A 26,787-nucleotide genomic window follows, 5' to 3' on the forward strand; every position below is an offset into this window, starting at 1 on the left:
TGCCCATGTGGCCCATATTCGTCCTCAAAAAATCAGCCTAAAAACAACTCCCCAAAACAAAGCGCAGCCCAACAGCAGCGCCAGTAAATTTCGTTTTTCCTCTCGGTCCCTCGCCGCCTGTACGGGCCTCCTCCGCTCCCGGGTCTCCTCGATACGCTTATCCCAGCCTTCAGCGAACTCCCGGCGCGCGATGTCGTTCAGGTTGGGCCCGAACACATAAGAAGCCCGCATTCCCGAATGGGGTCGCTCGGAATGGGGTAAAATGTCTCGCCACATCCCCTCCTGCCATTGCTTGCAGACGGTGTAACCGACTTGGCACATGAAGTCGTTGCGTCGAGTGTCGAGGGTGGGCGGGTCAACGAGGTGATGGTCTGCTAATAGCATTTCTTTTCCTCCTGGAATCATTGAGTCAGCTTGGCAATGTTGTTACTTTCAATTGCTGGACGCCCCAGAATTGTTGCTAACTCCTCTACCTTGGCTATGGCGATTTTGTAGATATCCGTGTAGTGAGCGCCTGTCTCCATCCCTTCGGCGATGTGCTTCTGGGCAATGAACTCGGCGGTTGCCAGCTGATTGAGTTCTAGGCTCGATAAGCGCTCACGAAATCCCTTCCACTTTCCGCCCTGCTCCAACATGAACAGCGCTTTGTAAGTGCCCTTGGTGATGTTGGTGTAATAGAACCGGGCGTTTTTGCTGCCCTGGGATTCGGCGTAAGAGACAAACCTTTGGATAGTGTCGGTGACTTCACGGCGGGCGAGCTTTCCTTGCTCACGAGCAATCTTCCAAAGCTTGGCATCCAACTCCGGGGTTAATTGCCCAGCTTCGAGCTCTAACCAGCGATCAACAATCGCCGCTCTCAATTTGGCGTTGTAGCCGCTGACTAAAATCATGCATTCCCTTTTGGGGAGGTGATAGCAAGGCTCTTTCCTTGCTCCACCCCGGGGCCCTTTTACCTGGTATGTGCCACCAAATTTGGAGGCACATAAAATTCCCTGCTTATCAATCTCCTTAATATCCCTCATCACATGGCCATGCTGCTTCTTGCACAGCTTGGCAATCTCAAGGGAACTCATCGTCAAATGGGTTCTGGTTAATTCTTTCACCTACACCCCTCCACAAAAAAAACGGGCCTGGCCACTCCTGCCAAGCCCAAAGGTCCCGTCGGTGTCCCCGGCATTGCCGCCCCGGGGATGGCGGTGAGTAATCTGTAATCTGTTCATCCGAGCGCCTTCCTCGCCAACGTGCGCATGGCTTCGTATTCCTCCCTGGGCACACTGACCATATCCCCTTCCCTCTCGATGACCTCGTAGCCTATGGCGCAGAGAAAAGGCACCACCTTGCCCAACGTCAACCCCGACTGGCTGGAGACTATCCGGTTGACTTGGCTGTCGCTCAAGCCCGTGCGCTCCGAGATGACGTTCTGGCGAGTCATGGCGATCCGGCGCAGCAAATCCGCCTCGGTAATAAATCCCGCGCGATCCCCTGTCATCCCCCCCATCCATGGGCTTTAATTCGTGCGTGTGAAACATCAGGAGACTCCAATGACTTGCGTTCAAACTGCCCACACTGCCGCTCAATATCCCAGGCATAGCCCCGCTCGTCTTTGGCCAGGCATTCGACGTGGACCCCGCCATGGACAAGCCAGGGCTTGGCGTGGCGGCAGTGCTGGCAGGTGGGAGTCATGCGGCTTGGTCTCTGGAACGCTGGTAGAAAGTGATCGAGAATGTCATTGAAAGACAGTTGCCCGTTGCTAGCCTCTGCCAAGCCCTTCAGCAACGGGGGCCTAGGAACTCTGCGTGGCGGCTTAGAAATCAAGTGCACGCGGATGTAGTACGCGGTTGTTCCAGCCCGCTTGGCATATTCTTCTTGCGCATCTCCAGGCAGACCCAAGAAAAATTGTCTGAATTTAGTATCCATAGAGAGATAAATTACTGAAATGGTAATTCATAGTCAACAAATATTACCAAAGAGAGCATTTACCAAAAAGGTAGTTGTCCTGTTAGATAGGCACATGGATGTGTACGAAGTCCGCCGGATAAATGCCAGGATGCTATCAGCGATAGCAGGAGGCCCAGTTGCGTTCGGAGAACAGCTGGATAAACCTCAGTCTTTGGTAAGTAGATGGATCGGGGAAACAAAAAGCCCGAAGAATATTGGCAATAATGCGGCGCGAGAGATTGAGGGTGCTTTCAGTAAACCGCACGGCTGGCTAGATCAAAAGCACCAGCAGTTATGGGCGCAGCATGGGGTTGGCCCAAAAGCTCGGGTCAGGCGAAAGGAGGATGGCGAAGAAGAGGGAGAGGTTGTTTACCTGCCTCAGAACGTTATTCGTCTAGCCCAGGCTATTGCAGAGGCACCGCCAGAAAGAATTAAGGCGATGCTAACCCTGCTTGGGATAGACAAAAAATTAAGCGAGAAAATTAAGGAGGTTGCGCCTGATCGCCGTAACCATTCAAGTGACAGACGGAAAAATGTCCATGAAGTGGACTTTGAGCGCAGGAGTGGACTAGACCGTAGAGACGATGAAGGTGTAATCCTTGGCCCTGGAGAATCCTTGGAGGACATTTTTGGAGAAGAAGACGGTCAGCAAAGCCAAAATAACGACTTTGAATGAGCAACATAGATCAGAAGGAACCGTTGATACCCTAAAAAAACTTCTTAAAGCTGCAGAACAGGGGCGTATTATAGGAATTGCTTTTATTAGGAGTTGCGAGAGGGCGACGAGTAGTGAAGGGTTGGTCCGGCTATGCTGGGCAAGACCCCAATTTTGCCCTGGGCGCTCTCCGGCAGCTTGATCAAGAGCTATTAATGCATGCCAGGAGAAAGAGACAATAAGGGCGCGCTTGAGGGGAATTATGATGTCTGAGAATGACCAAAAAGATCTGAAGATCACCAAGAAATTTAATGGCAAATACGAAAAATCACCTCCAATGATATGATCGCGGCACTTCGTTACCTGGAGGACAGGGTCCGCTCAGGTGAGTGCGTGGGTATTGCTTTTGCAGCTATTTACAAAGGAGAGCGAACTGCGCGCGGGTATGCCGGTGCCGTTACAAAACAGCCCGAAATGGCCACGGGCACCTTATCAGCATTGACATACGATATCCTTGAGGATACGAGGGGAGAGATGGAGTAATATCCTCATAATCCAATTCTAAGACAGTCAGAGTCCGGCGCCACAAAGCGCCGAGGGCGGGTGGTGAAGGGATTGCAAGAACAGAGCCCGCGGGGGCTTTTGTTTTATTCACAGCTGCTGATAATAGATCCCTTTAAAGAGAAGGGGGAGTATATACTCCACTCCCTGGAAGAGCTACTCAGCAAATCCAAGTTCCCGGATTGCACGCACTACCCAGGGGAAAGCGCGGCTGATTTCCTGCTAGAGGGAATTAAACGGGAAATGAACGGGATTTTGAATAAACTGGAAGAGGCGGAGGATTAAATCATGCAAGTATCGGTGAAAGTGTTAGAGGATAGGGTTAGGAGAGCATTGGCGCTTGACGGTGAAATGCTGCACAAGAACCCCAAAGGGCACTTGAAGCTAGGAGAATATTACATAACTGATGAGAATAATTTTGTTATAGCAAGCAATTGCATAATTGATGAATTGGCCGAGGATCTTGCGGTTTTGAGGACAGGAGAGACGATAGAGTAAGTTTAACCCACATACCCCGCTATGGTCCCGCCCTGGCGGGGTTTTCAATTATAAGACGGAGGGTTAATAGGTGATTACAGATATATCCACACGGATAAACCAAAAGCGTGAGTCAGAAAAGCGCTACGAGCAACAGCGTAGCCATGAAGATTTGATGGCGAAAATAACGCTAACTGAGAAAACTATTCTAGTGCTAGATGATTTGTTAGGCAGCAATCAAGATATTCACCTTGCGAGGACAAAGATCAACAAAATGTCTAAAAAGTTTGAAGGTTTTGGGTCAGTCTATCGATGCCCGGATGATATCAAGGGGGCCTTTCTGAGGGTTGCTATTCAAGAAGAGAAAAACCGCTTGGAGGTTATGAAAAGAGAGTTAGCCGAGACGGAAGCCTAAAACCCACACGCCCCGCTACGGTTCGCCCTGGCGGGGGTTTCTTTTGTAGAGGTACCATGAAGAAAACACTAGCCTTGTTTCTATTTCTCCCCCTTACTACCCTAGCCGACTAGCCGAGATCGACACACCCGAGAAGCGGCAGCCCTACGGCACCCGCTCCCGGCAGGTCCTTTCCGACTTAGCCTTTAAGAAGCAAGCCCGCGTGGAGGTGCAGGATGTGGACCGCTATGGGCGCACCGTGGGCCGGGTATATGTGGGTGATATCTATGTGAATAGAGAGATGATACGCCAGGGCGCTGCCTGGGTATATCGGCAATACCTACAGGATAGGACATTGCTAGAGGTAGAGGCAGAAGCTAGATCGGCTAAGCGTGGCCTGTGGTCCCTGCCCGAGGCGCAACGGGTACCGCCTTGGGAATGGCGGCGGCAAGGTAAGAAGCAAAGGGCATCACCCCAGCTCCAGAAATCATCACAGACCTCCACCTGTGGTGCCAAGCGCTATTGCAAGCAGATGGCACATTGCGCGGAGGCCCGGTTTTACTTGGACAGTGTGGCCTCACCAGGTTGGATGGCGATGGGGACGGAGTGCCGTGTGAGGCGCTATGTAGGTAATAAGCTATGAGAAAACCATGGAGAAATATTATTGGGTGGACGGTCTTATCGGCAGTAGCAATAGCAGCCAGTCAGGAAGTTTTATATAAAACAGTAGCCCGTGTTGGAGAGAGAATGGGGGAACACGCTATTGAAAATGCCCGTCGCATTCAGTCTCAGGCGCAACAGGCTCTTGTCAGACCTCATAAAATTTAACCTGTTGAACCTGCTATGACAGATGCAGAGCGGTCAGAGGTGCGCCGCAAGGAAGAATTTGAGAATGCATTTATGGCTGCTTATAAACCTCCTGAAGAATGTGAGCACTGGAAATCAGATAAGCATATGGTCGAGTGCGTGAACCATCGGATACGTGCTAGAAGAGCATTCCAGAAGGCATACAGCGCGGATCTCGAAATAGATGAGCGTATCAACAATAATTGGGTAAGATAGGCTTTCACTTTGGACGGCTATCCTCGATATACTCCCGCAAAGCCTTAGCCACCAAATCATTGAGGCTCACATCCAACGCCGCCGCCTTTTCCTGAGCCCTGCGGTGTAAGTTTGGATCGATGCGCACGTTAAATTTGCCCGAGGCGGGCTTATCTGGCAGCTCTTCAAGCTCGGCGCACATCTGTAAATAGCCTTCCACGGCCTCCACAAAGCTGGCCTTAATTTCGGATACTGTTATGCCTTCATAGGTCACGATATCGTTGATATTGAGCACGCGCCCATGGAGCACATCATCCTCGGTGCTGTATTCCACACTCCCGTAATAACCTTTATGAAAAAGCCTGTTCATCAACTTACCTCACTGTGGCCGGCGTGATGCCCGCTGCCTCTAACAAATGCCTAACCGCTTTGACTTGGTAGGCCTTGACCTCTTTATGAGGATGGGGGCGATGCAAATAAGCGCGCCGTTCGCCTAATACCAAGCGCACCGCCGAACCGCTCCCTCCTAACACTCTCCCACCGCAGGCCAGTATCAGCTGTTCAATATCCTGCCAGACAATCTGTAGATGGGGAGTTGGGCGAGCAAAGATAGCCTCAAGCGTTCGTTTTTGTTTCTTATTGAGCTTCATAGCACTGCTTAAATTCAGTACTAAATTATAGTACTGAATAGAGGCTTTAACAAAACTCTACCCTCTAAACCCCTCACCCCCCTTCCCGGCCCGGTAGCGGCTAGGGTGAACCCCTAGATATTGTGGAGCCTTAGAAGGTAAGTAGGCTGTCGCTAAATAGCGACCTAATACTAAATAGCGGTTTATGACTAAATAGCAGCACGATCTTATTTAGTCTTTACTCGTAAACCGCTATTTAGTATGCGGCGTGGCTGGGGTGAGCCCGCTTAGACGGGCTCTATGGCTTGCCGGGTCTGTTTACGGATGCCCCAAGGTTCTAAGGCCCCTACCTTCTCCCAATTAGGATTAGGCTCGAGCACCACAGCTAGATAAAGCTGATCATTATTCTTGCTGGAAACGGCGCTTTCCTCTTCTTTTAATTCGGCGAGGATTTATTGAGCTTTAATTGAGAGATGTTTGGCTGAGGCCTAGTTGGGTGGAGTTGGCGTGTCTTTTTGCTCAATTATTACCATTTTAGTGTTGACAATATTACCATAACAGTAATAATCTCTTCCTATCGACGCACCACAAAGACACCCGCCTGGCAGTAGCGTGCCTGGAAGGAGAAGAAAAATGATGGAAAAAGAAGGCCCACCCACTTTCAAGCAACGATGTAAACAAGTCATCGCCGAGGCCCGCGAGCTTAACCCAAATAGTGAGGCCATGATCGGTTGCCTGGCGGCCCGTTTGGTGATGACCCAAAACGCCATGACGCTGCACATTCAGCGCATGAAAAAGTTACTGCAAGACATGGAGGCAGATTTATGTCAGCCAAAACCCGAAACGAAAGAATCCAACAGCTTCTCTCTGAGGGACTGAAAGAAGCCCGGAAAATCGGGATAAAGAAACCCCAGGAGGGTGACGGCTGTGCCGTCTATTTAGCGAAAAAAATGGCGCGTTCAGAGCGGGGCTACAAAGTTATTCCCCAAACCAATATTGAGTTTCAGAAGTGGGTGAGGAATACGCCTGAAATCGTTTTTGATGTCCTCCATGACATGGACAGCCGCAAGCTTGCAGACCTTCTATTTACCCCCGAGAAATTGGGTCAATTCATAATTGATGCTCTGGCAGAAGCCTATGAAGATTATAAGTCCATGGAGAGCGAGCCGGACAAGGAGGACGAGCATGACCTGCGGGATCGGATCAATGGCTATCGGTTGGATATGTGGGGGGTGTGATTATGAATGCAAGATTACCCGTCGTTGATATGGATGAGATCCCCCAGAGCGAGGTGGAGCGGATTTATCAGCACACCATCGAGGAGCTACTGCGGGCAATCAACACGATACCGACAGAAGGGGATACCCTCCGAGTCCAGGATATCGACAGCTACTTTGTTAAGACACGTATCACGTTAGACGCGATGCGCTGTCTTTGTGAAGCGGCGCCAGAGATCACCGAGAGGAAACAAAACTTTCAGAGTTAGGCGACGGTAGAGTCAATGCAGTCAGCGACACCATGGACGAGATCGCCTCGCTTTGTATTCTTGCATTGCACGGCGGAGAGAAAGCCCATGTTGAATAATGAATTCAGCCCAGGGCTCTATGCCGATATCCCCTTCGAAGAATACCTGCAGGGGCCCGGCATGAGTAAGCACGGGCTGGACCTTATTGCCAAAAGCCCTTTTCACTTTATCAACAAAGAAGATGCAGATACCCAATCCTTGAGAATGGGGCGAGCGCTGCACTGTGCGGTCCTGGAGCCTCATCGCTTCGCAGAGGACTATGCACCGCTTATCACGGTAGACCGACGCACCAAGGAAGGTAAAGCGCGATGGGAGGCCTACATAGAAGAAAACGAAGGGAAAATCCTGCTCAATCCGGATGAACATGAAAAGGTGAGACGCATGGCCGAGGGCGTGTGCACACACCCTGCGGCCTCCGCCCTACTCACCGGCGGACATCGAGAAGTTACCGCCTATTGGGAAGACCGGGACACGGGCCTCCTTTGCCGGTGCCGGCCGGATTTCCTGAACGAGGAGATGACGCTGGTCGCGGACCTGAAAACCTGCGCCAGTGCCAGCCCTGGGGCGTTTGCCCGTGCCGTGAACAACTACCGCTATCACGTCCAAGACGGATGGTACCGAGATGGACTGAAAGCACTCGGTTGCCCAGTGGAACACTTTGTCTTTATTTGCGTGGAGAACACCCCGCCCCATGCCGTGGCCTGCTATGTCCTGGAGCCCGCCGCGGTGGATTTGGGCCGGGAACTCTACCGGCGAGATCTGAACACTTACACGACTTGGAACGTTACCCTCCCCATGCTGAGAGCGGGCTTGATTTAGACGGACATGAGTCGCTCCAAAACCTGTTGATAAGATTGCCCCTGAGCGAAGAGGCCCTGTGCCAACTGCACCCACTGACTCAAGGCATCACGGGTGAGGGTATAGAGCTTCTGAGCGACGGTTTGCTGATTATCTTCAGCAAAGGCAAATCGTTCTGATTTTCTGCCACCCGCCGGGGTCCGCTGAAGCAACGACTGCGCTACGCCACTCAAGCGGAAGTGGCGTTTGAGCGCTTCCTCCTTACGTACCTGAGACGCTTCCAGGCCCACGGCTTGTTTGCAGAACTCATGAAAGATCTCCACCGGCCAGCGATCGCTCCAGACCCGAATCACCCGGCCTGCTTCCCAGTGCAGGGCATCGGTGAGTAGAAACCGAGGAGTATCACTGAGATCGGCTTGCTCATGAACAATGACCAGGCGTTTGCGCCCATAGCGCTTCAACCGCACCGTCTTGGTAAAGGCCCAGAACGCTTTTTCCTCACCGCTACGCCGCTTCACGTTGACGCGACGAAAGCTCTCGGGATGCTGCTGACGCAACTCGGCGGCGATCTCATCGACCCGCCGCCATTGCCCCTGCCATTGAATGAGCCGAGAGCTTTCCAGCTCCGAAACCCAATGCTTCCCCTGCTGTTCAATGAGCTGGATTAACGGTAACGAGAGCACCCCATTATCAAAGGCATAAGGTGCCTGCGGAAAATGGCCCTCGGCTTCGAGTTGGCGCACCATCTCCACAGCGATTTCGGTGCGTTTGCGATACGACAGACGGTTCTTCTGATAATGCAGCAAGTCGATAAATCGCTCTCGCGCCTGCTCCAGAGCGGTGTAGTCCTCTTGGGCCGTCATGTTCAAATAGCCTAACTCTTCGGCTTGAGAGTTGGGAAACTGAACCTCTAGCGCTAAACCATCGACCCTATCGGCATGGGCCACTACCGCCGTGACCAGCGTCGGGTAGGTACTCATCCGACCTTCGACGGGGTCATAAGCCCGCTTGGTGGCGTAAATCTCAGGTCCCCGGTCATGATGTACGTAGGTCCAATCCAGAACCATGACTTCCAAGCCCCGTCCTCGATGCTCGCCTGCGACCACCGCTCGATGGCGCGCCAGCAACCCCTCACTATCCCCGCCGGCTTCAAACACCGCCGCATGCATCGCTCGTCGGCTCACCCCTCCAGCCTTCGCCCAAACCTGCTGGGCGTCAATCCCTTGCAGCGTCTTATTGGGACTGAGCAACAATCCCGTGATATAGCGACTCACATGCTCAAACCCGGCGTCCCGACAAAAGAACTCTCGGTAAGGCTCAAGACCCTCCTTTATTAGGCTGGGAACACCGACTAACGGTAGCCACATCTCTATGCATTTTCTTCAGTTGTTCTTCCCCCTATCATCCCTCTTAAGCAGTTAACTTTCCAAGTCGTGTATTGAAGACTCTATGGCACTCTTACGAACAAAGCCCATGGGCATGCGCGACAAAATTTTTTTGCAATTTTGGGAGTCTATATATATAGGGTGTTTTTTATTCTGGACTGGAATCCTATGTTCGACAGAGACAAGATCTTAGAATACGTGAAAGTGCTCTCAGCGCAGAACTCAAAGCCCTCCACGGTGGATATGGTAGAAACCCTAAACAAACTAGGGTTTACGGATCAGAATGGCTTTGAGTTCACTGAAGACACTCTTAATTCATTGATAAATCCAAAGCCCATCAAGCCATTTGATACTAACGTCACAATAGACACTATTAATGCCCTCCTGCGGAAAGGATACAACCGTTATGACATAGTCGGTCTCTTGAATAATGATGGTTACCGTACTGATGAGGGTTTAGAGTGGAACAAGCAAAGTCTCGATGACTTTATGACTAAACATAAATTAGGGGCAAGTGAAAAACCCTTATAACCCGATACGGTAGATATAGGAGAGCGCTAAAAAGTGGGGGGTCCGACCTCCTGTGGCTGTGATTGGCGTGAATCTGGCGGCCGGAATCCCGGATACCAGCCCCGGCAGACATCCCCCAGATCGTCATCCAGCACGCGGGTGCGGACCTGCAGCAGCAGATGCGCGCCCCGCTCGCTCCACTGCATTTGCTGCTTTTTCACCACCCGCTTGCTGACCACCTGGTTGACGGTCGATTCGACGAACGCCGTGGAGAGGGTCTCGCCCTGGCGAAACCTCTCTCCGTAGTTGGGAATGAAGGGGCGGTTGTTCTGGAGGTATGTGTCGAATTCCTCGAACATTTTCAGTAGCTTGCGTGCGGTTCCGTTCTGGCTGTCGAACGTTGCTGCCTCCATGTCCATCTCGACGGATTGGTCTCTTGCAGCGCCCGGAAGACATTGCCGTGCCAGAGAGACCCTTTGATGCTCTCGAGCGCGTCCGGCACCTCATCCCGCAGCTCGAGTGCCTCCGCGCCCTCGCCGAAGGTTGCCGGCAGTCCCTTGGCCGTCTGGGTCATCGTGGTGAGGCGCATCGTCACAGGGAACCCATCGAGGATATGCTCGGCCTGGGGGTTCAGGTAGAGCGGCAGGTTGCGGACGTCCTCGCCGCCGTCAGAGAGAAAAGTCACCTGCGGGTTCGCCTGCAGGTCCTGCGACCGCAGCACCTCAACTACCCGCCGTTTGGGCTGGGTGTCGAAGGTTCGAACGAAGGCAAACCGCTTTCCGGCCGGCGCTGGCGCGCCTTCTTCCTGGTCGCGTTCGAAGGCCAATACACTCTTGTCGGCAATGACTTCGAAGTGCCCCTGTTTATGCCGGGCACGATAGATTCCCTTTTGCCTCTGCCCCAAGCATCATTCTTCTCAATCATGGGAACCAACCCGTGTGCGCCGACTAGCGGCGCGGTCAGATCGTCAATCTTGCTGCGCCCAACGATACTCCTCGGCGCTGATCAGACCGTTACCGTCGATATCAAGGCTGTCGAAATTATCGGCGATGAAAGGGTTGTTTTTGGCCTCATCCCTGTCGAGCACGCCATCTTTATCCTGATCGAACTCCGAGAGCTGCGTGTCCTTAAGCAGATTAACCGTCGCAGCGCGATACTCGCTCTGGCTTACGCCACCATCATTATCTGCATCGACGCGATCGAAAGCCTCCTTGAGGGAAGGTCCCACGGCGTTAGCTTCGCGCTCGCTGATGGCACCATCTCCGTTAAAGTCGGCGCGGCTGAATTCAATGGCGGTGAGCCTCGTGGTTAATGCTTTGAATTCTGCCTTGCTGAGATTGTTGTCCTGGTCGGTATCTGCCCGTGAAAACGAAGTGTACAACGCCGGAAGCTTCAGGGCCTCTTGCTCGCTGATGACGCCGTCGCCATCTGCGTCCAGCTTGTTGAATGCCGTGTCACGCCCGATGAATCCTGTAATGTTGCGCGTGGTCGTGCATCCTGTTGCAAGCAGGCCAAGGATGGCTGCCAACGCGATAATCCTGTTTGAGAGCTTCATCTGCAGTCCTTTTTTGGAATTGTTGGGCCTAATTACCTAATTATAGAGCGTTCGCGTCGGGAAGGTGGGGATGAATCAAGGTATCTCTTGGGGAAAGAGCCCCTATTGATAGTCCACGCTCATTCCGCGGGGCTTGGCTGTTCAAGGGTAATATCCTGAATGGCGATATTCTCCGGGCCTTCGGCATGTGCCTCGCACGCGGCCCAGCATGAGAGAAGTACGCAGCGGGCCGAGATGGCGGCCATGCACGGCAAACAGATTGCCCGTGTTGCAATGGATGACCAGCAAAGTTGATTCCGGGCTGGTGACGGTCTCCATGACCTGGTGATAGGGCAGCGCGTACACGGCACCGTTCGGTAGAAAAATTTCCACGCCGGGGCCGCCGCCCTGGCAGAGTTTGAACGGGAGTTGATGCGGGAACGTACCAAGGCCGGTTTGGCGGCTGCTCGCGCTCGTGGGCGCAAAGGTGGACGAAAGTTTGAGCTGGCCAAGGCCCAAATCCGGCTGGCTTAGGCAGCCATGGGAAACCGTGATACTAAAGTCAGTGACCTCTGCAAAGAACTAGGGATCACCCGAACGACACTCTATCGCTACATCGGTCCCAATGGGGATCTCAGAGAGAACGGCAAGCAAGTGCTTAAGGCTTAGCGTGTAATATTTTCCGTTCTATGGAGTGACCCCAGATATGCTACTGGATTCACTTCCTTTATAGGCCATATTTATTGGGTATCACGGTATTTATAATTTTCGCAATCAGCGGGATAAACTGAATGAATAACAGCACCCCCAGGAGATTAAAGAGTACTTGAGCATTAGCTACTTGCCTAGGTAGGCTCGCATCGAGTGAAATCCACTCAACCAACTCTAAAAATGGAAAGAAAAACAAGATTCCCAAGGTCACGGTAGAAATATTAAAGAATAGATGAAAAATACCTGCCCTTACCGCTTCCCGCGATCTACCTATGGTGGCCAAAAGCGTATCTGAACACGTGGCGATTTCCGCTCCGAGTATTGCCGCAACAGCGCCTGACAGGGTAATCAATCCCTGGTCTGCTAAGGAAATGATGATTCCCAAGGTGGCCGATGAAGACTGGATCATCAGCGTTACCAATCCTCCCGATAGTACGCCCCAGAATGGATCCTCGAGTTTGGACAGGGATTCAATCAGTGGCGGATAATCTCTTAAGGGGTTAAGGGAGCCACTCATGACTGCAAGTCCAAAAAATATCAAGCCCATCCCAAGAAGGCTTATTCCAACTTGCCTTATTCTGGTCTTTTTAGCACGAAGTATGAGGCCTCCGATCAACAGCATGGGAATCGCTAAATAGGTGGTAATATCGAGGGCGATAATCTCAGTTCCAATAGTTGTCCCGATGTTGGCACCCAGTATGACTCCCAATGACTGTTCGAAAGTAAGAAGCCCTGCATTGACTAAGGCAATGACCATAATGATGGTCACAGAAGAGGACTCTAAAACGACGGTGGCTAGTGCTCCGGTGAGCACACCCATAAAAGCATTTCTCGTTGATGTGGCAAGAATATTTTTCATCCTTGCACTACCGACTGCCCTTAAGCCCCTAGAGGTAAGAGTCACACCATAGATAAACGACGCAATCCCTGTGAGGAAACCCAAGGTAATTAGAATAAATTCTATTTTGTTCATCCACAGCATCGGGGCTATTCTGGAAGGCACTCTCTCAAAGCCAGGACAATCTCTAGGGCTAACGTATGGAGTAGCTTTTGAAATCTTTAATCCATAATTTTGGATATGTGGTGACGATGACCAAATGCTTTTACATTTAAATATAATTCATTAATGTATTTGGAGCCGGAATTTTCATATGTTAACGGTTTTGTTCCAATAAAAGTACGAAACGCGACACAAGATATTTGATAAGCTTATGATGAAATTATATTTTCAGCCATTTTGTCATTCCTAAATTTTAACCATATTTTGCGGCCAAAATTGGGGGGCTGAGATAAATCAAAATTTCTACAAATTTTAGTTACCTAGAGAAATTTCTATGTCGCGTTACGTACCTTTGTTGGCATCAACCCCATAGAGGACGCCCTAGGGCTGTCGAATCCACCCGCAGGGTCTGGCCTGCATTGAGACTGCCCTTGAGGGCAATTTCATGGCCGGCTTCATCCGCCACTATCCAACCCGTCAAATCCACACGCCGGGGGCTCACATTCTTGAGCTCGATCCACTCCCCTGCCAGGTGGTGATTATCATTGCCCGGCGCATCGGGATGCACACAAACTATTGCCAGCATGGCCTTTCTATCGGGGGAAGCGGGGGGGTGTCCCTCCTCTAAGGCTTCTGGTGGAGAAACCGGCTCACCCAGGGCCATTACCGCCGGAGCGTGGTCACTGACCGTCTTTCGCGCCCGCTGATGGCTGATTCCAAGGCGCTGAGGGAAACGATCGATCCAAGCTTCCTGGATTTTCAAGGCTTCTGGCCGGTACCAGAGATTATCGTAGAGATGGGCATACCGGCCCTCTTTAGTCGATAAAGTGCTCGCCCCCTCCTGGATAGCCGGCTTTAGAACGCCGGCCAGTTCTCGGAATCCCGCCGAGCCCGGGGGCAAATTGAAATCCCCCATCAGTAATGACTGGATCCCCCTCGGCGACGGCTTCTTCCAGCCAGCGGACATACTCATCCAGCTGTCGCGCTTCTCGACGGCGCCCATTCCGGCTCTTTCCATAGATGACGTGGACGGTGGCCGCCGTCCAGCGGTACTGTCCATCGTCGCTTTGAAAGCGTGCGGCGAAAGGCTCCCGGGCAAAGAGATCACCCGGGTCCAAATAGACCACGGCGCCGCCTCTATAGTCGACGGTCTCTTCACGCCAAATGAAAGCATAAAATTCTTGGTAGCGCTTGGATCGCCCGACGCTGGTCTCCGAAACCAGTGAAGACCAATCCGTCCCGGTGTGTTGCTCCAGAATTTCAACCAAATGCTGGACGGCCGCCTCGTTCATCACTTCCTGGAGGGCAACGAAATCATAGGGCGCCACCACGGCGGCCGTGGCCGCCCAGTCCCGCTGGTTCCCCCATCCCAAATGTTTGGCATTCCAGCTCGCCATGGGCTGAGGTCCCGAGTAGGCCAAGAAAAAAGAGCAGGAAGAGTCGTTGACCCATCGGCGCTGTCCTTTAGTGTGAGTTTTAATTTAGAAATAGCGGGCGCGAGGCGGTGACTCTGAAGGACTTCCCCGAGGCCGCGGTCGGCTTTATCGAGCCGATTTCAAGGGAAAAGCATTTCAAATCCGCAGGATAGCACGCCTTAAGGGGTGCAATAGGGCTCGCGTTTTACCGGGCCGAATCATCCCGGAGAACCCCCCCTACGCCGCTCACGGAAGTCCATGAGCTGGCAGGATTGAAGAAAACGGGCCTGAAGCCGACAACAAGAAAGTCTTACCCAATCTAGTGGAAGCCCGATGGACCTATGAAAGACTATCGATGGCTGGGAGGCCTGCCGCTCCTCTTGTGGGGGGGTACTGGCCACTCCCCGTGTAGCCAGTGAGGATACCCTTGATCAGGGCGGGTTTCTGAATGCCTGCCAACAGGCTCTCACCCCAAAGGCAGACACCCCCCAAACGGCCTTGACCAGCGGCTATTGCTATGGCTATCTCGAAGGCCTGCGGCATGCGGGCGAAGTCGCCAATGATTTGGTCACGCGGCCGGAACTCTGGGGCCGCCAGCTCTGGTGTATTCCCCAAGAGGAAAGCCTTGAAGCCGTAACGCGGGGCGTGGTCGAGGCCCTGAAAGCTCACCCGCAGAGCCCTCAGGCTGGCTACCCCGGAGCCGTCATGAAGATTTTAAGACACCATTATCCTTGTCCCTAGGGAGTTGTGATGCCTTTTTCTGCTTACCCTTCGGCCCACTCCGCGACCTTCTTTGACAGAGAGGAGCGGCGGACGAATCCCCCACCCGCTAAGACTCCGATGACGGCAAGCGTCGAAGTCTCGGTACAGCGCTTTACCGCGCTCTTTGAGAATGCAACGCTGCCCCTGGCGATCGACAGTTATCAGCGGCCTTTTGTCTGGGAGACGAACAAGATCGCACAGTTGGTCACCGATTTGCGGGACTACAGCCGGGAGCGTCAGGAGAACCCTTCTCTGGAGTATTATATGGGCACGGTGCTGCTCCACAGGAATCGGAAAGAGGGCCGGCTTTTCGTGATTGATGGTCAGCAGCGTCTCACCGCGTTGTCGGTACTGCATCATGTCCTGAGGGGAGAGTTACCCCCCCATCATGCGCTCCGCTATGGATCCTTCCAGTCGGTCACCCATATCCAACGGGCCCAGGCCTATTTGGCCGACGCGGATCTAAATGCCCTGGTCCGTGATGTATTCGAACGGATCTGTTTCACCGTAATCGTGGTGGCATCAGAAGATCTGGCCTTTACCTTCTTCGATACCCAAAACCATCGGGGGGTCCCCTTAAATGCCACCGATCTCTTGAAAGCCTATCACCTCCGGGCCATTCCAGGAGAGCACAGTCGTACCGAGCGCTTGCAAGAGGACTGTGCTGGGCGCTGGGAGCGCTTGCAGCGGACTCCGCCGATCCTTGGCCATGGGGCCGATTTCGCCCCGACCCTCTTTCATGAGTTTCTGTGGCGGGCGCGGCGTTGGACCGGGCAGAAGTTGATTGCCCACGAATCCTATGAGGATATCCTCCAGGAGTTTCAGGAGGACACCCTCCCCCCCGAGACGCCGGAGCAGGTCCCCCTCTATCCCACACGTTACAACTGCCTGGGTGCGGCGCTCGCGGTAACGCCCCAGGGGGAGCTTCGCTTGTTGCCCCACTCTTTGGCGCTCACCACTCATCCTGCGGAACTGCCCTTTGCGCTTCGTCAGCCGATCAGCAAAGGCCTGGGTTTTTTCCTCTATGCCGATAAATACACCCGCATGCTGACGCAGCTACTCAAGGAAGAGGATCACCCGGCGGAGGTGCAAGCCTTCAGGAAGCTGTATGAAGCGGTGATCGCCCACCTATCGCTATACCTGCGCGAGTTGTTCCTGCTGGCCAGTGTGATGTATGTGGATCAATTCGGGTATCGCCAATTGCTGCATTTTGCCCTGTGGCTCGAGCATGTGTTGGGGGCCATCCGGTTTGAAAAGCGCGCGATTTTTGCCCAAGCGCCCCTGATTTACCTGCGGGACAACCCCCTCAACCTATTGGATGTAATCGCCAGCGCCTTTCGGCCCGAGCAAGTGATCGATTATCTCAAGGCGGATCCACCGACGATCTATGAGCGCGAGGAGGTGGAGGACATCAACCCGGGAGAGGGCGTGCGGGGCCGCTACAAAGAACGGGTGCTGGAATATTACGGCAGGCAGGGCAGCCTGAAAGGCAAAGCGACATGGATCACCGAAGACTTTATTCGGGAGCAGTTGTCATGACCCTCCGTTCTCGCTTGCTGACCCTGCAGGACATTGACGAGCACCGTTACTTTTTTACGGTGCCCCTCTATCAGCGCCTCTATGTGTGGAGCGAGGACCAGATAGACACTCTACTGGAGGATGTGCTGGCGGCTTACCAGCAGGGAGAAGAGATGCTCTATCTGGGCACGACCCTCGTGGTGGAGCGGGAGAGCAACGAAACCGGCACCACCTTTGATCTCATCGATGGACAGCACACCCTATGGATGATGAGCCTGGTGTGGCGGGAGCAGGAGGCGATGCAGCGGTTTTTGTACCACCAGGACAGTTCTAAAGGCCCTGCCAAACGGCCCCGCATCACTTTTGCCATTCGACAAGACATCAACACCTTCTTTGCCGAGCGCATCGAGGGCAAGGAGAGCAGGTGTGTCGGCAGCCCCCCCATCGAGGATGCGCTCGCCACCCTCGAGTCCTTTGTCGAGGCGCGAGAGCCAGGGCTCGATCTCCCTCGTTTCACTCGGTTTCTGTTTGAGAAGGTGAAACTGGTGCTCACTCAGGTCCCTCCCCACACGGATCTCAACAAGCTATTCGAGGTGATCAATCACCGGGGCCTTCAATTACAGCACCACCAGATTCTCAAGGCCCGCCTGTTGAGTTGGTTGGACACCACGGAGCGGCAACGCTATGCCTTGCTCTGGGAGGCCTGTGCGGATATGGGTCGCTATGTGGAGAAAAACCTCAAGGACCTCACCCAGGACAACCCCTCCTTTAAGGTTTCCGCCCTCTATGAGGATAAGGCGGGGGCCGAGGGTCGGGAAGACTTGGCCAGCGCCGAGAAAGTGCTCGAGGCACTCGCCGGTCCCCAGGCCACCGCGGAAGAGGACGAGCCGTTGAGTTTGGCTGCCATCCTTGAAGGCCCCACGGGGTCGCGCCAAAATAAGGACAGTGCCCCGCCGGCCGTGGATGATGAACACTATGAGTCGGATGAGGTGCGCAGCATCATCAGTTTTCCCCTGCTGCTCCAGCATACCTTGAGAATTTGGCTTCAGCGTCAGGGTAAGGCCGATTTACCGAGGATTTTGGATAAAGAGCTATTAAGGCTGTTTGACGCCCATTTTCTGCAAGAGGGCGCCTCGGGAGCCCAGGTCAAGTCGTTTATCGAGCTGCTCTGGGAGATCCGTTACTGCTTTGACCAGTCGGTGATCAAATGGGTGAATACCGGCGAGGAGGAACGACAGCTCATTTGCGGCTACGGAAAAGTCCAGGCCCGTCCTGCAGCTTAGTGCGAGATCAGCCCGAGGGGAATGAGGGCTTTGCCCTGCTGCAAAGCATGCTCTACCATTCCCAGCAAATTACTACCCATTATTGGCTAACCCCGCTGCTGGCGTGGCTCCATCGTCACCCGGGCAAGCCGTCGCAGCATTATGCTTACCTGCGCCATCTGGATAACCATCTGCTTTGCGCCGCCGATGAGCGTTCCCTGATTGAGCGCACCCGGGACTTTCTGGACAATCCCTGGCACCGCAATCCCCTGGATTGCCGTCTTCTAGAAGAAAACCTGGGCACTCGTTTTCCCCATTATTGGTTCTACAAAATGGAGTTTGTGCTGTGGTATCTGAAATCTCCCCAGATGAAGGAGAAGGATCCCAGGTGGGATAACTTCCGCATGACGGCGAAGAACTCGGTGGAACATATCTCGCCCCAGACTGCCCAGGAGGTGGATTCCAACACCGTATCCGAGGAGGTATTGGACACCTTTGGCAATCTGGCACTGGTCTCACGGAGCATAAACTCGGAATATGGCAACAAGCCCTTCAGGGAGAAGCGTGAGAGGTTTCGGGAAAGAAATAATACCATTCCTAATAATTAGGGCTCCAAAGTCGCCCACGAGCGCGTGCCCAATCGTTGGAGCGTACCGGGGAGAGCCGTGAACGCATTCCATGCCTCGCAACAGGCCTGCACAAGGTCCTCATTATCCTTAAAGCACCGGTTAGCGAGGTCACGCTGGCGAAGGTGTTGCCACAGCAACTCCACGGGGTTGAGTTCCGGCGAAGCGGGCGGAAGTTTTAGCAGCGAAAGGTTGTTCCTCCCCTCGGCCGCCCGCTCACCATGCCAGCCCGCCCCATCGACCACAACGACCGCATGACGACCTTCAGCTACCCGCTCCGAAATCGCCTGCAAGGGGAGGGCCATCGCCTCGGTGTTTGCCACCGGCAACACGAGCCCCACGGCTTCATCACGGGCCGGGCACATCGCGCCAAAGACATAGGTGTAAGCGGACTGCTGTTGACGGACCACCCGCGGGCGGGTGCCACGGGGCGCCCAAAGGCGGGTGAGCGTGCCTTGCTGGCCTACCCGCATCTCATCCTGAAACCCAATATCGACCTGGGTCCGTTCCACACCCTCGGGCAGCACCGCGGCTACCTGCTCAGCGAAGTTTTTTTAAACCTCTCTTGTGCCTGGGGATTTCGCTGGGGGTGCTTGGAGCGGGCGCTGATCCAGGACAACCCGGCCCGATGCAGTACCACATACACCCCGCTAAGCGAGTACTCCACTCCAAAGTGTTCAGCAAGTAAGGCCCGGATCTCCTCTCCCCTCAGCCGTCCGCCTGAGCGCTTCGCCTGCGCTTGGGCAAGAAGCGCCTTCAATTGGGGCTCCTGCTCGGCTTTCAACCGCCGTTTTGCTCCACCACCCGGCTGCTCGGCCAGTCCTTCTACACCCCCGGCCCTAAAACGCCTGAGCCATTTTAGCACCGTCTTCTCATGGACCTTGAGCATCATCCCCACTTCCCGAGGGCTTCGCCCCTCCTGAAGATGCGCCAAGGCCAACCATCGTACCCGGACCCGACCGTCCAACTCCCCTCGAGCCAATTCAGCAAAATCGTGCGCATATAATCTCTCAGGCAACTCTATCAAAGCAGGCATCGTTCTAGGTCTCCAGTTCCTCCTCCCTTTGTCCTACCACAATACCTTGTCACCACCCTCCTTGGAACTACAAAATTTAGAATTGGTATTACTCCCCCTTTGCCCGGCCATCCAGCCAGGCCTCAATGTCCGACTCGCGGAAGCCTTTGGCACCGCCGGGCGTGAGTTCAATAGGTTGGGGAAACTTGCCCGCCTGCACCCAACGCCACAAGGTTGAGCGGGAGACTCCTAGGCATTTACAGGTTTGGCCAATACGGCGAATTTTGAGTGGATCTACACTCGGCATGATAAAAATCCTCATGCTAAGTGCGTAAGGAGGTGACCCCATACGCACAGGATATTTCACCTCAAGGAGAGGTGGCCTATGCGCTGGGGGGTGCGCTTCCCTAAGAGGGCTGGCCGCCTAGGCGGAGTTCGCGCATCGGGAATACCACAACCACAGGAGAGGGGCTCCCGACTTCCCTTGCCAGCGGACTAAACGCCCCCGTTACCGGGTGACGTTAGTGCTCTAGCCTTTGTCCATAAAAGCGTCTTAATAAAATATTATCATATTCTGTCGCTTGTCAAGCGCGAGAATAGTAGTGCCACTATGTTGCTGCTTTGCTTGCCATCTACTATTTCCCTAAGCCGATACTTCCACGCTTCCAGGGCTTGTCGCTTTTCGGAGTCATAACTGTGGCGATCATAGATGCCGCCAAAGAAGGTTCCAACCAACACTTGGTATTGGTTGAGTATTAAATAATTAAACCACTTTGTGCTGAGTAATTATGAGGCAAAGCTATACGGGTATCTTTCACCAAAATGCTAGCCATACTGCTAGCCAAAAATAAAAAAGGCCTACCACATGATGGTAAGCCTTTGATTTCTCTGGTGGGCCATCAAGGACTCGAACCTTGAACCTACTGATTAAGAGTCAGGCCTAAACCCTTTTCACCCTGTTTCAGGACTCTTCAAAGATATCAGTGTAAACATATATATAACAGCAATTTATCTTGATTTCTGTTCCACAGTGATTCAGACTATTTCATCTGTTGCTAAGTACAAAAGTATACCCAAAGTATACCCAAGCAGAGGAATAGTTGTATATGAATTTTACCGATCGCGCCATCCGGGCGCTAAAATCACAGGATCAACGATATGAAGTACTCGAGGATGGGCGCACAGGGCTACGTCTGCGAGTATCGACAGCGGGACGCAAATCCTGGCTCTTCACCTACCGCAAGGGCGGTAAACTCAATCGAATTACCTTAGGGGTTTATCCCGAGATGAGCCTTGCCCAGGCGCGTGAAGAAGTCAGTCAGCGCCGATCCCTTCTCAACCGAGGGCTTGACCCCGCGCACATTGAGCGGACCCACAAAGAGGAGGAACGCCAAGCTCCAACAATGGCGCAGCTTGCTGAACTCTACCTTGAGCGCTACGCTAAGGCAAAGAAACGCTCCTGGCGCGAGGACGAGCGCCTACTAAAGAAAGATGTCCTTCCCCGCTGGGGTCACCGCAAAGCGAAGGATATTGTCCGGCGCGACGTGGTAATGCTGCTCGATGACATCATCGACCGGGGCTCTCCCATTGTCGCCAATCGAACGCTTGCCTGCGTACGTAAGATGTTTAATTATGCCCTTGAGCGCAGTCTCATTGAGATGAATCCCTGCTCTGCCGTCAAAATGCCCGGTAAGGAACGAAAACGTGATCGGGTATTAAATGAAGAGGAGATTCGAACCTTTTGGCATGGACTCAAGGAAGCTCGAATATTACTCCCGATCCGGCTTGCCCTGCAGCTGCAGCTTGTCACTGCACAGCGCAAAGGAGAGCTTATCAGGGCGGAGTGGTCACATTTTGATTTCGCCTCAGGCTGGTGGACGATCCCCGCCGAGAGAACGAAAAATCACCTGGCACACCGAGTGCCACTCTCCCCCCTCGCCCTTGAATCGATCGAGGGACTCCGGGGATTCCATCCTCTTTTCCTGTTTCCCTCCAGAAATGGAGAGAAGCCTCTCTTGGATACCTCTATTGACCATGCGGTTCGTAAAAACCTTGATGTGCTTGGAATCACTCCCTTTACTCCCCACGACCTGCGCCGTACTGCCGCCAGCCACATGACCGGTATGGGGATTTCGCGTCTAGTCGTCTCCAAAATCCTCAATCATGCGGAAAACGGCGTCACGGCGGTCTATGATCGCCATAGCTACGACCCAGAAAAACGGCAGGCACTGGAGGCTTGGGGGAAGAAATTAGAAGCCATTATCAGGGGTAAGGAAAGCAATCCTGCCTCACTCGCCGCAGTGCGATGAACAATTGGTACAGTCATCGATTCAAGCGCCAAGTATGGTTAACTAACCATGCCATTGAATCCATGGCCAAGCGCGGTGTCGTGCTCGATTCGGTGCTTGATTTGATAGAAACGGGAGAGATTAAGCCCCAGGAAGGCGCCCACGCTTGGATATTCAAAGGCTATCCAGAGCGTACTGATAATTTGATCTGTGCTGCCGTAATCGTGGAACAAGCAGTCATTGTGAAAACCATCATGGTGAATTGGACGTTAAGAGAGAAAGCCCCATGAAGATTACCTACTACGAGGATGATGACATCCTTTTTATTGAGCTGAGCAAGGGGAAAATTGTTAGAGATGAATCCGTAAACTGGAATATCAATATTGGCTATACCCGAGATGGCATCGGTGAGATTACCATTTTGGAAGCCCGCAAGGCGGGCTACTATCCCGTCCAGTTTGATAAGGTCGAAACCCACATCGCTTAGAGCTCTTCATCCAAGCCTAAACGCTCCTGAAAAGCCGCTTTTTTTGGTTTTTTCACTGATGTAGTGAAGAGATACCGCCGTTCAATTCTGCCATGTTCTTAAAAATCGTAAACTTCTGCCGATATCTCCATCCACATGAACCATCTTTAATCCCATCTCCAAGATTGGCCTAATGCAAGAAAAATCGACCTTCCACTCTTCCGCCGATACCCTTTGGCATAACGAGTCCCAATCGCTATCAGACCAAACTTTCTCTATTAAGCGAATCATCGAAGCATGGGCTCGCGAGGTTCAGGGAGAGGCGGATATCATGACGGTCATACTATATCTAGATGCTCGGGGGGACTTTATCGAATACGACCCTAATGTGGCGCGCTTTTTTACTCCCATGAATAGGCCCGAATCGAATGCTCGCGTCAGGGAACTTCATGAGGCCGAGTTTTATTCTGCAAGATTCCTCCCAGATGGGTTCGCTCAACATGAAATCGCTCTAGAGCAGGTCCTCGATTTTTGCGAGCGCCACCAGGTGCCTTATCCGGCCTGTCTCCCTCCCAAAAGCACCTTCGAACGACAGGCACGGCAACAGGGTCCGGAGCCCCGGGCCGGTTCGCCTCGCAATGCTGCCGCGATTCAGGCCAGGCAAACCACTAAGGCTGAGCGTAGGCAAAAACTCCGAGAGTTCTTTGAGGAAGCCCAAAAGCGGGCGGAGGAAAAGGGGCATCGTCCGATTCGAGAGGACGATATTCCGGTGACGAAGAAGGACTTCCTTGATGTCTTCTTCCGAGTCCACCCCAAGATATCCCGACGAAAAGAAAGCACGCTTGCCGACGATTTACATGCCATTGGCCTCCGCTTCCAGCCCGGCACAAGATCCCGAAAAAACAATACCTTAGAGCAACTTTTCCCCGTCTAAAATAGGGGTAACCAGGTTACGATTTCCCCCTATTTTACGCTCTATTTACCTGAATTTACTCCCATTTTCTTTTCTGCGGGGTCGTGTATGCTTATGGCTGTAGTTGATTGGAATCAACTGCAAACAATTGGAATTTATTGAAAAGGAGCTTCATATGCAACGATATCTTCGATTCCCCGAAGTCTCGAAACGGACTGCCCGCAGCCGCACCTCCATCTGGCGAGATGTGAGGGCCAACCGCTTTCCAGCGCCTCGGAAAATTGGACCCAATGCGGTGGCGTGGCTAGAGGAAGAAATCGAGGCCTGGTGCGCCTCTCGACCTATCGTCTCTTATCACAGTGAAGAGACTGTTCCCTTAAAGTGTAATCAAAAGTAACACGGAGATTTTTTCGTATGGATACGAAACTTAGTCATGCTATTACCTATGCTCAACAGGGCTATCGCCTCTTACCCGTTAAGCCTAACAGCAAGGTGCCTTTCCTGAAGGAATGGACAAAAAAAGCCACGCGGGATCCGGCAATTCTTGAAGACTATTGGCGACAGTATCCCCAGGCCAATATTGGTCTGGCCACCGGGGAAGACAGTGGTTGCTTCGTCCTGGATGTGGACGTCAAGAAGGACGCGCCGGGGGAGCAATCTCTTGAGGAACTAGAATCGGAATATGGAGTACTTCCCGAAACGTTAAAGGCCAAAACACCGACCGGGGGCTTCCATTACTTTTTCCGGCATCCGGGCGGGCGGCTCGGCAACCGCGCCAATTTTCGTCCCGGCCTTGATATTCGGGGTGATGGGGGGTATGTGCTGGTGGCGCCTTCCATAGTGGAAGGGAAGGCCTATGGCTGGCTGAATGAAGGCACGCCTCTGGCAGAGGCCCCGGATTGGCTGCTGGAACTCCTCCATGAGGGGCCAAAGCCGACGGTACCAGGGGATGGACCTCGAAGAGGCAAAGCTTCTTGTGCTCCATAAAGCGGGGGATTGCAAACCGCCCCTGCCAGAGGATGAGGCCCTTCGGTGCCTCGACTCGGCCTATGGGCGCTACTCTTCCACTCCCCAAAGGCCACTGACGGAGTTAGGCAATGCGGAGCGGCTCGTGGACCGCTTTGGGGAAGAGATTCGCTACGTCCCTGCCTATCACCACTGGCTCCTATGGAATGGTACCCACTGGCAGATGTCCGAAAAGGGGGAAATTGAGCGGTTGGCCCACGCTGTGGTCCGAGGGATCAAAGTGGAAGCCGACGCTGAGACCGACGACGCCCGGAAAGAAAGTCTGATAAAACACGGGCGGAACTCGGAGCGAAAGACGGCGATCAGCAACATGCTCAGCCTAACCGCTACCCTGGAGGGCATCGCCCTCGCCCCCCACCAATTGGATGCGGACCCCTACGCTTTTGGCGTGGAGAACGGCGTGGTGAACCTCAGAATGGGGCAGCTGCGCCCGCCCAATCCGGCTGATTACCTGACGAAATACGGGCACGTGGTCTTCCAGCCCGAGGCCCAATGCCCCCGGTGGGAGCACTTCGTTCTGGAAGTCATGGGCGAGGATAAGGAACTGGTGTCATTCCTGCAACGGGCGGTGGGAACCACCCTGGTGGCGGGCAACCCGGACCAAGTACTATTGATACTCCATGGGCAGGGGGCCAACGGGAAGTCCACCCTCCTTAGGATTATCCAGACCTTGATGGGCTCCTATGCGCGAGCAGCGGAAAACGCGCTGTTTACCGTCAACCGGTTCCAAAATCAGGGAGGCCCCCGGGAGGATATTGTCCGGCTCAAGGACGCCCGCATGGTGTTGACCACCGAACTGGGGGAAGGCGAAATCCTAAATGAGGACCTGGTCAAGCGGATGACCGGCGATGATACCCTTACGGGACGGGTGCCCTATGGCAAAGCGAGCATTGAGTTTCGGCCTCAATTCACGCCTTGGATGGCAACCAACCATAAACCCATCATCCGCGGGGATGACCATGCCATCTGGCGGCGAGTCAAGCTGATTCCCTTTGAGCAGACGTTTGCGGGAAAAAAGCAGGACAAGGGACTTAGCCATGCCCTGCTGCAGGAATTGCCCGGGATTCTGAACTGGGCCATCCAGGGGTGCCTCGACTGGCAGAAAGAGGGTCTTAACTCCCCGCAGGTGGTTGAGGAAGCGACGCGGGAGTACCGGAGCGAGATGGACCTCTTGGGAGAGTGGTTAGAGGAGCGCTGTGTGCAGGGAGCGGAGCATAAAGCCAAAACCGCTGACCTCTATCAGGATTACTTAGATTGACGTCAGTTCGACATAAGCTAGATCCCGATGGGTAAGGATTGATCGGGGTGAAAGCGAAGGTGAAGAGAGGGTTTTTTGTCCTGATAGGTGTAGGCAATCAGGGCGGCCACTAGATTGACCATAAAATTAGCGATGCTGCGATGGCGGGTGTGCTCAATTTGGGAGATATTTTTGAGCTGATCGTTGACCGTTTCAATGAGGGCCCGTTTTCGGGTGAGGATCTTATCAAACAAGGGAAGAAGTTTGTTTTTCATGTTTTTCTTGAGCTTGGTGATAAGTTGTAAGTCCTGCTCAAACAAGAGGTCGAAGAGGGGCTGAGAAATATACCCCTTATCCCCGAAGAGCTTTCCAAACATCCCTCGGGTCATCTCGGGAACGGGTTGGCGCTCATCGACATTCGCCGGGGTCAGCTTGAAGGCGAGCAGTTCCCCTTCATCGTTGATGATCAAATGCAGCTTAAATCCATAAAACCATCCCATGGAATGCTTGCCCCAGTGGGACTTTTTTCTAAAGAGTTGATGGGTAGGAGCCCGTTGGCGATGGCAGACGATAATGGGCGTAGAATCAATAAAACCAATACCGCTGACCTGGCCTTTACGGGTGTGCAGATAACTGCACAAGGGAATCAACGCCGAGCTCATCAGTTCCACAAAGCGGGGATAACTGACCAGCATAGGAAAGGCTCCCCGCCAGTATTTCGCCACATAGCCGGTGTAATAGTGCTTAAAGGTGCGATAGTTCGAGCGATGGAAAGCAATGATAATCGTCATCACCTCACTCAGTGACAGGCTTGAGGTTTTTCGCCGCTTTCTCTCGCCTGAGTGTAGAAGCTGCTGATGCCACTGGGGTTCAAACGCTTGGCAGAAATCATCGACCTCACAAAAAACCCGCTCTAAATCTATCATGACCCTCACCTGCTTCTTTGAATAACCCTCTGAACAGGCACATCCTATCTCCTACCCAGGACTATGAAAACAGCCCCCCGCTTATGTCGAACTGACGTTAGATTGGAGCGAGGATCAATATGGGATTAAAGGGAGAAAGCACTGCCTTGACCATCGGATCTTTGGGCGAAAACTC

General features: G+C 53.3%; 41 protein-coding genes. 24 read left to right on the forward strand and 17 right to left on the reverse strand.

Annotated features, from left to right (window positions below):
• Window positions 1-24: 24 nt before the first annotated feature.
• From E3U44_RS18100 to E3U44_RS20170, 4 genes are all read right to left on the reverse strand, one after another.
• On the reverse strand, window positions 25-384 hold the full coding sequence (locus E3U44_RS18100) for a hypothetical protein (RefSeq protein WP_134359451.1): 360 nt from the start codon (window positions 382-384) through the stop codon (window positions 25-27).
• Window positions 385-401: 17 nt separating this feature from the next.
• The gene (locus E3U44_RS18105; RefSeq protein WP_206054843.1) at window positions 402-1,103 is read right to left on the reverse strand and encodes a Rha family transcriptional regulator; all 702 of its coding nucleotides are present in this window, start codon (window positions 1,101-1,103) and stop codon (window positions 402-404) included.
• Between the two features lie 113 nt (window positions 1,104-1,216).
• On the reverse strand, window positions 1,217-1,489 hold the full coding sequence (locus tag E3U44_RS18110; protein ID WP_134359452.1) for an XRE family transcriptional regulator: 273 nt from the start codon (window positions 1,487-1,489) through the stop codon (window positions 1,217-1,219).
• Complete coding sequence (locus E3U44_RS20170; RefSeq protein ID WP_240761652.1) at window positions 1,486-1,917, reverse strand: hypothetical protein; 432 nt, start codon at window positions 1,915-1,917, stop codon at window positions 1,486-1,488. Before E3U44_RS20170 ends, E3U44_RS18110 begins: the two co-directional genes overlap by 4 nt.
• A 94-nt stretch (window positions 1,918-2,011) precedes the next feature.
• Between E3U44_RS20170 and E3U44_RS18120 the strand changes: the two genes are divergently transcribed.
• The 6 genes from E3U44_RS18120 to E3U44_RS18150 all read left to right on the forward strand — a co-directional run bounded on the left by E3U44_RS18120 (window position 2,012) and on the right by E3U44_RS18150 (window position 5,087).
• The gene (locus tag E3U44_RS18120) at window positions 2,012-2,614 is read left to right on the forward strand and encodes a hypothetical protein (protein ID WP_134359453.1); all 603 of its coding nucleotides are present in this window, start codon (window positions 2,012-2,014) and stop codon (window positions 2,612-2,614) included.
• A gap of 828 nt (window positions 2,615-3,442) precedes the next feature.
• A complete protein-coding gene (locus E3U44_RS18125) occupies window positions 3,443-3,652 on the forward strand; it encodes a hypothetical protein (RefSeq protein WP_134359454.1) in 210 nt (69 codons plus the stop codon).
• 70 nt (window positions 3,653-3,722) lie between these two features.
• Window positions 3,723-4,046 carry a hypothetical protein gene (locus tag E3U44_RS18130; RefSeq protein WP_134359455.1) on the forward strand — a complete coding sequence of 108 codons (324 nt, stop codon included), beginning with the start codon at window positions 3,723-3,725 and terminating at the stop codon, window positions 4,044-4,046.
• 118 nt (window positions 4,047-4,164) lie between these two features.
• The gene (locus tag E3U44_RS20805; protein ID WP_240761841.1) at window positions 4,165-4,668 is read left to right on the forward strand and encodes a thermonuclease family protein; all 504 of its coding nucleotides are present in this window, start codon (window positions 4,165-4,167) and stop codon (window positions 4,666-4,668) included.
• Window positions 4,665-4,853 carry a hypothetical protein gene (locus E3U44_RS18145; protein WP_134359456.1) on the forward strand — a complete coding sequence of 63 codons (189 nt, stop codon included), beginning with the start codon at window positions 4,665-4,667 and terminating at the stop codon, window positions 4,851-4,853. The genes E3U44_RS20805 and E3U44_RS18145 overlap by 4 nt, the downstream gene beginning before the upstream one ends.
• A 15-nt stretch (window positions 4,854-4,868) precedes the next feature.
• Window positions 4,869-5,087 carry a hypothetical protein gene (locus E3U44_RS18150; protein ID WP_134359457.1) on the forward strand — a complete coding sequence of 73 codons (219 nt, stop codon included), beginning with the start codon at window positions 4,869-4,871 and terminating at the stop codon, window positions 5,085-5,087.
• 4 nt (window positions 5,088-5,091) lie between these two features.
• On the opposite strand, the gene E3U44_RS18155 is transcribed toward E3U44_RS18150, so the two are convergent.
• Entirely contained in the window at window positions 5,092-5,436 is a 345-nt protein-coding gene (locus E3U44_RS18155; protein ID WP_134359458.1) for a type II toxin-antitoxin system HicB family antitoxin, read from the reverse strand.
• Window positions 5,437-5,440: 4 nt separating this feature from the next.
• Window positions 5,441-5,716 (reverse strand): type II toxin-antitoxin system HicA family toxin, encoded by a 276-nt coding sequence (locus E3U44_RS18160; protein WP_134359459.1) that lies wholly within the window; start codon window positions 5,714-5,716, stop codon window positions 5,441-5,443.
• Window positions 5,717-6,328: 612 nt separating this feature from the next.
• Here E3U44_RS18160 and E3U44_RS18165 point away from each other — a divergent pair.
• From E3U44_RS18165 to E3U44_RS18180, 4 genes are all read left to right on the forward strand, one after another.
• The gene (locus E3U44_RS18165) at window positions 6,329-6,574 is read left to right on the forward strand and encodes a hypothetical protein (RefSeq protein WP_134359460.1); all 246 of its coding nucleotides are present in this window, start codon (window positions 6,329-6,331) and stop codon (window positions 6,572-6,574) included.
• The gene (locus E3U44_RS18170) at window positions 6,520-6,933 is read left to right on the forward strand and encodes a hypothetical protein (protein WP_134359461.1); all 414 of its coding nucleotides are present in this window, start codon (window positions 6,520-6,522) and stop codon (window positions 6,931-6,933) included. Before E3U44_RS18165 ends, E3U44_RS18170 begins: the two co-directional genes overlap by 55 nt.
• A gap of 2 nt (window positions 6,934-6,935) precedes the next feature.
• Window positions 6,936-7,181: a hypothetical protein gene (locus tag E3U44_RS18175; protein WP_134359462.1), complete on the forward strand. Its 246-nt coding sequence runs from the start codon at window positions 6,936-6,938 to the stop codon at window positions 7,179-7,181.
• Window positions 7,182-7,268: 87 nt separating this feature from the next.
• Window positions 7,269-8,039: a PD-(D/E)XK nuclease-like domain-containing protein gene (locus E3U44_RS18180; RefSeq protein ID WP_166805120.1), complete on the forward strand. Its 771-nt coding sequence runs from the start codon at window positions 7,269-7,271 to the stop codon at window positions 8,037-8,039.
• On the opposite strand, the gene E3U44_RS20180 is transcribed toward E3U44_RS18180, so the two are convergent.
• Window positions 8,036-9,385: a hypothetical protein gene (locus E3U44_RS20180; RefSeq protein WP_166805121.1), complete on the reverse strand. Its 1,350-nt coding sequence runs from the start codon at window positions 9,383-9,385 to the stop codon at window positions 8,036-8,038. The genes E3U44_RS18180 and E3U44_RS20180 overlap by 4 nt on opposite strands.
• 186 nt (window positions 9,386-9,571) lie before the next feature.
• Between E3U44_RS20180 and E3U44_RS18190 the strand changes: the two genes are divergently transcribed.
• Window positions 9,572-9,934 carry a hypothetical protein gene (locus tag E3U44_RS18190; protein WP_134359464.1) on the forward strand — a complete coding sequence of 121 codons (363 nt, stop codon included), beginning with the start codon at window positions 9,572-9,574 and terminating at the stop codon, window positions 9,932-9,934.
• A gap of 26 nt (window positions 9,935-9,960) precedes the next feature.
• On the opposite strand, the gene E3U44_RS20750 is transcribed toward E3U44_RS18190, so the two are convergent.
• The 3 genes from E3U44_RS20750 to E3U44_RS18205 all read right to left on the reverse strand — a co-directional run bounded on the left by E3U44_RS20750 (window position 9,961) and on the right by E3U44_RS18205 (window position 11,468).
• A complete protein-coding gene (locus E3U44_RS20750; protein WP_134359465.1) occupies window positions 9,961-10,332 on the reverse strand; it encodes a hypothetical protein in 372 nt (123 codons plus the stop codon).
• Window positions 10,275-10,817, reverse strand: coding sequence for a hypothetical protein (locus tag E3U44_RS20755; RefSeq protein WP_134359466.1), 543 nt, complete (start codon window positions 10,815-10,817; stop codon window positions 10,275-10,277). The genes E3U44_RS20750 and E3U44_RS20755 overlap by 58 nt, the downstream gene beginning before the upstream one ends.
• Window positions 10,818-10,880: 63 nt before the next feature.
• Complete coding sequence (locus tag E3U44_RS18205; RefSeq protein WP_134359467.1) at window positions 10,881-11,468, reverse strand: EF-hand domain-containing protein; 588 nt, start codon at window positions 11,466-11,468, stop codon at window positions 10,881-10,883.
• Window positions 11,469-11,879: 411 nt separating this feature from the next.
• Here E3U44_RS18205 and E3U44_RS20810 point away from each other — a divergent pair, with 411 nt between their 5' ends.
• Both E3U44_RS20810 and E3U44_RS20815 read left to right on the forward strand, forming a co-directional pair.
• Window positions 11,880-11,981 (forward strand): hypothetical protein, encoded by a 102-nt coding sequence (locus tag E3U44_RS20810; protein ID WP_206054845.1) that lies wholly within the window; start codon window positions 11,880-11,882, stop codon window positions 11,979-11,981.
• 6 nt (window positions 11,982-11,987) lie between these two features.
• Entirely contained in the window at window positions 11,988-12,116 is a 129-nt protein-coding gene (locus E3U44_RS20815; RefSeq protein ID WP_134359468.1) for a helix-turn-helix domain-containing protein, read from the forward strand.
• A 58-nt stretch (window positions 12,117-12,174) separates the two neighbouring features.
• Here the strand turns inward: E3U44_RS20815 and E3U44_RS18220 are convergent, their stop codons facing one another.
• The 3 genes from E3U44_RS18220 to E3U44_RS20200 form a co-directional block, all read right to left on the reverse strand.
• A complete protein-coding gene (locus E3U44_RS18220) occupies window positions 12,175-13,140 on the reverse strand; it encodes a Na/Pi cotransporter family protein (protein ID WP_134359469.1) in 966 nt (321 codons plus the stop codon).
• Window positions 13,141-13,519: 379 nt separating this feature from the next.
• Complete coding sequence (locus E3U44_RS20515) at window positions 13,520-14,074, reverse strand: lamin tail domain-containing protein (protein ID WP_338040798.1); 555 nt, start codon at window positions 14,072-14,074, stop codon at window positions 13,520-13,522.
• Complete coding sequence (locus E3U44_RS20200) at window positions 13,974-14,555, reverse strand: endonuclease/exonuclease/phosphatase family protein (RefSeq protein WP_240761653.1); 582 nt, start codon at window positions 14,553-14,555, stop codon at window positions 13,974-13,976. Before E3U44_RS20200 ends, E3U44_RS20515 begins: the two co-directional genes overlap by 101 nt.
• A 516-nt stretch (window positions 14,556-15,071) precedes the next feature.
• Between E3U44_RS20200 and E3U44_RS20205 the strand changes: the two genes are divergently transcribed.
• From E3U44_RS20205 to E3U44_RS18245, 4 genes are read left to right on the forward strand one after another with little or no spacing between them, the layout of a single operon-like run.
• Window positions 15,072-15,314 (forward strand): Rap1a/Tai family immunity protein, encoded by a 243-nt coding sequence (locus E3U44_RS20205; protein WP_240761654.1) that lies wholly within the window; start codon window positions 15,072-15,074, stop codon window positions 15,312-15,314.
• Between the two features lie 9 nt (window positions 15,315-15,323).
• Complete coding sequence (locus E3U44_RS18235) at window positions 15,324-16,874, forward strand: DUF262 domain-containing protein (protein WP_134359470.1); 1,551 nt, start codon at window positions 15,324-15,326, stop codon at window positions 16,872-16,874.
• The gene (locus E3U44_RS18240) at window positions 16,871-18,136 is read left to right on the forward strand and encodes a DUF262 domain-containing protein (RefSeq protein ID WP_166805123.1); all 1,266 of its coding nucleotides are present in this window, start codon (window positions 16,871-16,873) and stop codon (window positions 18,134-18,136) included. The genes E3U44_RS18235 and E3U44_RS18240 overlap by 4 nt, the downstream gene beginning before the upstream one ends.
• Window positions 18,136-18,723 carry an HNH endonuclease family protein gene (locus E3U44_RS18245; RefSeq protein WP_166805124.1) on the forward strand — a complete coding sequence of 196 codons (588 nt, stop codon included), beginning with the start codon at window positions 18,136-18,138 and terminating at the stop codon, window positions 18,721-18,723. Before E3U44_RS18240 ends, E3U44_RS18245 begins: the two co-directional genes overlap by 1 nt.
• Here the strand turns inward: E3U44_RS18245 and E3U44_RS18250 are convergent.
• The 3 genes from E3U44_RS18250 to E3U44_RS18260 form a co-directional block, all read right to left on the reverse strand.
• Window positions 18,720-19,268 carry an IS630 family transposase gene (locus E3U44_RS18250; protein WP_134359473.1) on the reverse strand — a complete coding sequence of 183 codons (549 nt, stop codon included), beginning with the start codon at window positions 19,266-19,268 and terminating at the stop codon, window positions 18,720-18,722. The two genes, E3U44_RS18245 and E3U44_RS18250, sit on opposite strands and share 4 nt — an antisense overlap.
• A gap of 5 nt (window positions 19,269-19,273) precedes the next feature.
• Window positions 19,274-19,777: an IS630 family transposase gene (locus tag E3U44_RS18255; protein ID WP_134359474.1), complete on the reverse strand. Its 504-nt coding sequence runs from the start codon at window positions 19,775-19,777 to the stop codon at window positions 19,274-19,276.
• An 88-nt stretch (window positions 19,778-19,865) separates the two neighbouring features.
• Complete coding sequence (locus E3U44_RS18260) at window positions 19,866-20,063, reverse strand: helix-turn-helix transcriptional regulator (RefSeq protein WP_134359475.1); 198 nt, start codon at window positions 20,061-20,063, stop codon at window positions 19,866-19,868.
• Window positions 20,064-20,862: 799 nt separating this feature from the next.
• Between E3U44_RS18260 and E3U44_RS18270 the strand changes: the two genes are divergently transcribed.
• From E3U44_RS18270 to E3U44_RS18300, 7 genes are all read left to right on the forward strand, one after another.
• Window positions 20,863-22,065 carry a tyrosine-type recombinase/integrase gene (locus E3U44_RS18270; RefSeq protein WP_134359476.1) on the forward strand — a complete coding sequence of 401 codons (1,203 nt, stop codon included), beginning with the start codon at window positions 20,863-20,865 and terminating at the stop codon, window positions 22,063-22,065.
• Window positions 22,062-22,334 carry a DUF4258 domain-containing protein gene (locus tag E3U44_RS18275; RefSeq protein WP_134359477.1) on the forward strand — a complete coding sequence of 91 codons (273 nt, stop codon included), beginning with the start codon at window positions 22,062-22,064 and terminating at the stop codon, window positions 22,332-22,334. Before E3U44_RS18270 ends, E3U44_RS18275 begins: the two co-directional genes overlap by 4 nt.
• Window positions 22,331-22,531: a DUF2283 domain-containing protein gene (locus tag E3U44_RS18280; RefSeq protein ID WP_134359478.1), complete on the forward strand. Its 201-nt coding sequence runs from the start codon at window positions 22,331-22,333 to the stop codon at window positions 22,529-22,531. Before E3U44_RS18275 ends, E3U44_RS18280 begins: the two co-directional genes overlap by 4 nt.
• A 172-nt stretch (window positions 22,532-22,703) precedes the next feature.
• A complete protein-coding gene (locus E3U44_RS18285; RefSeq protein ID WP_134359479.1) occupies window positions 22,704-23,444 on the forward strand; it encodes a hypothetical protein in 741 nt (246 codons plus the stop codon).
• Between the two features lie 154 nt (window positions 23,445-23,598).
• A complete protein-coding gene (locus E3U44_RS18290; RefSeq protein ID WP_013032097.1) occupies window positions 23,599-23,820 on the forward strand; it encodes a helix-turn-helix transcriptional regulator in 222 nt (73 codons plus the stop codon).
• Between the two features lie 17 nt (window positions 23,821-23,837).
• Window positions 23,838-24,410 carry a bifunctional DNA primase/polymerase gene (locus E3U44_RS18295; protein ID WP_134359480.1) on the forward strand — a complete coding sequence of 191 codons (573 nt, stop codon included), beginning with the start codon at window positions 23,838-23,840 and terminating at the stop codon, window positions 24,408-24,410.
• Entirely contained in the window at window positions 24,343-25,707 is a 1,365-nt protein-coding gene (locus E3U44_RS18300) for a DNA primase family protein (RefSeq protein WP_166805125.1), read from the forward strand. Before E3U44_RS18295 ends, E3U44_RS18300 begins: the two co-directional genes overlap by 68 nt.
• A gap of 17 nt (window positions 25,708-25,724) precedes the next feature.
• On the opposite strand, the gene E3U44_RS18305 is transcribed toward E3U44_RS18300, so the two are convergent.
• Window positions 25,725-26,612 carry an IS982 family transposase gene (locus E3U44_RS18305; protein ID WP_134359482.1) on the reverse strand — a complete coding sequence of 296 codons (888 nt, stop codon included), beginning with the start codon at window positions 26,610-26,612 and terminating at the stop codon, window positions 25,725-25,727.
• Window positions 26,613-26,787 lie beyond the last annotated feature (175 nt).

It is taken from the genome of Nitrosococcus wardiae, from assembly GCF_004421105.1.
In the GTDB taxonomy this organism is placed as follows: domain Bacteria; phylum Pseudomonadota; class Gammaproteobacteria; order Nitrosococcales; family Nitrosococcaceae; genus Nitrosococcus; species Nitrosococcus wardiae.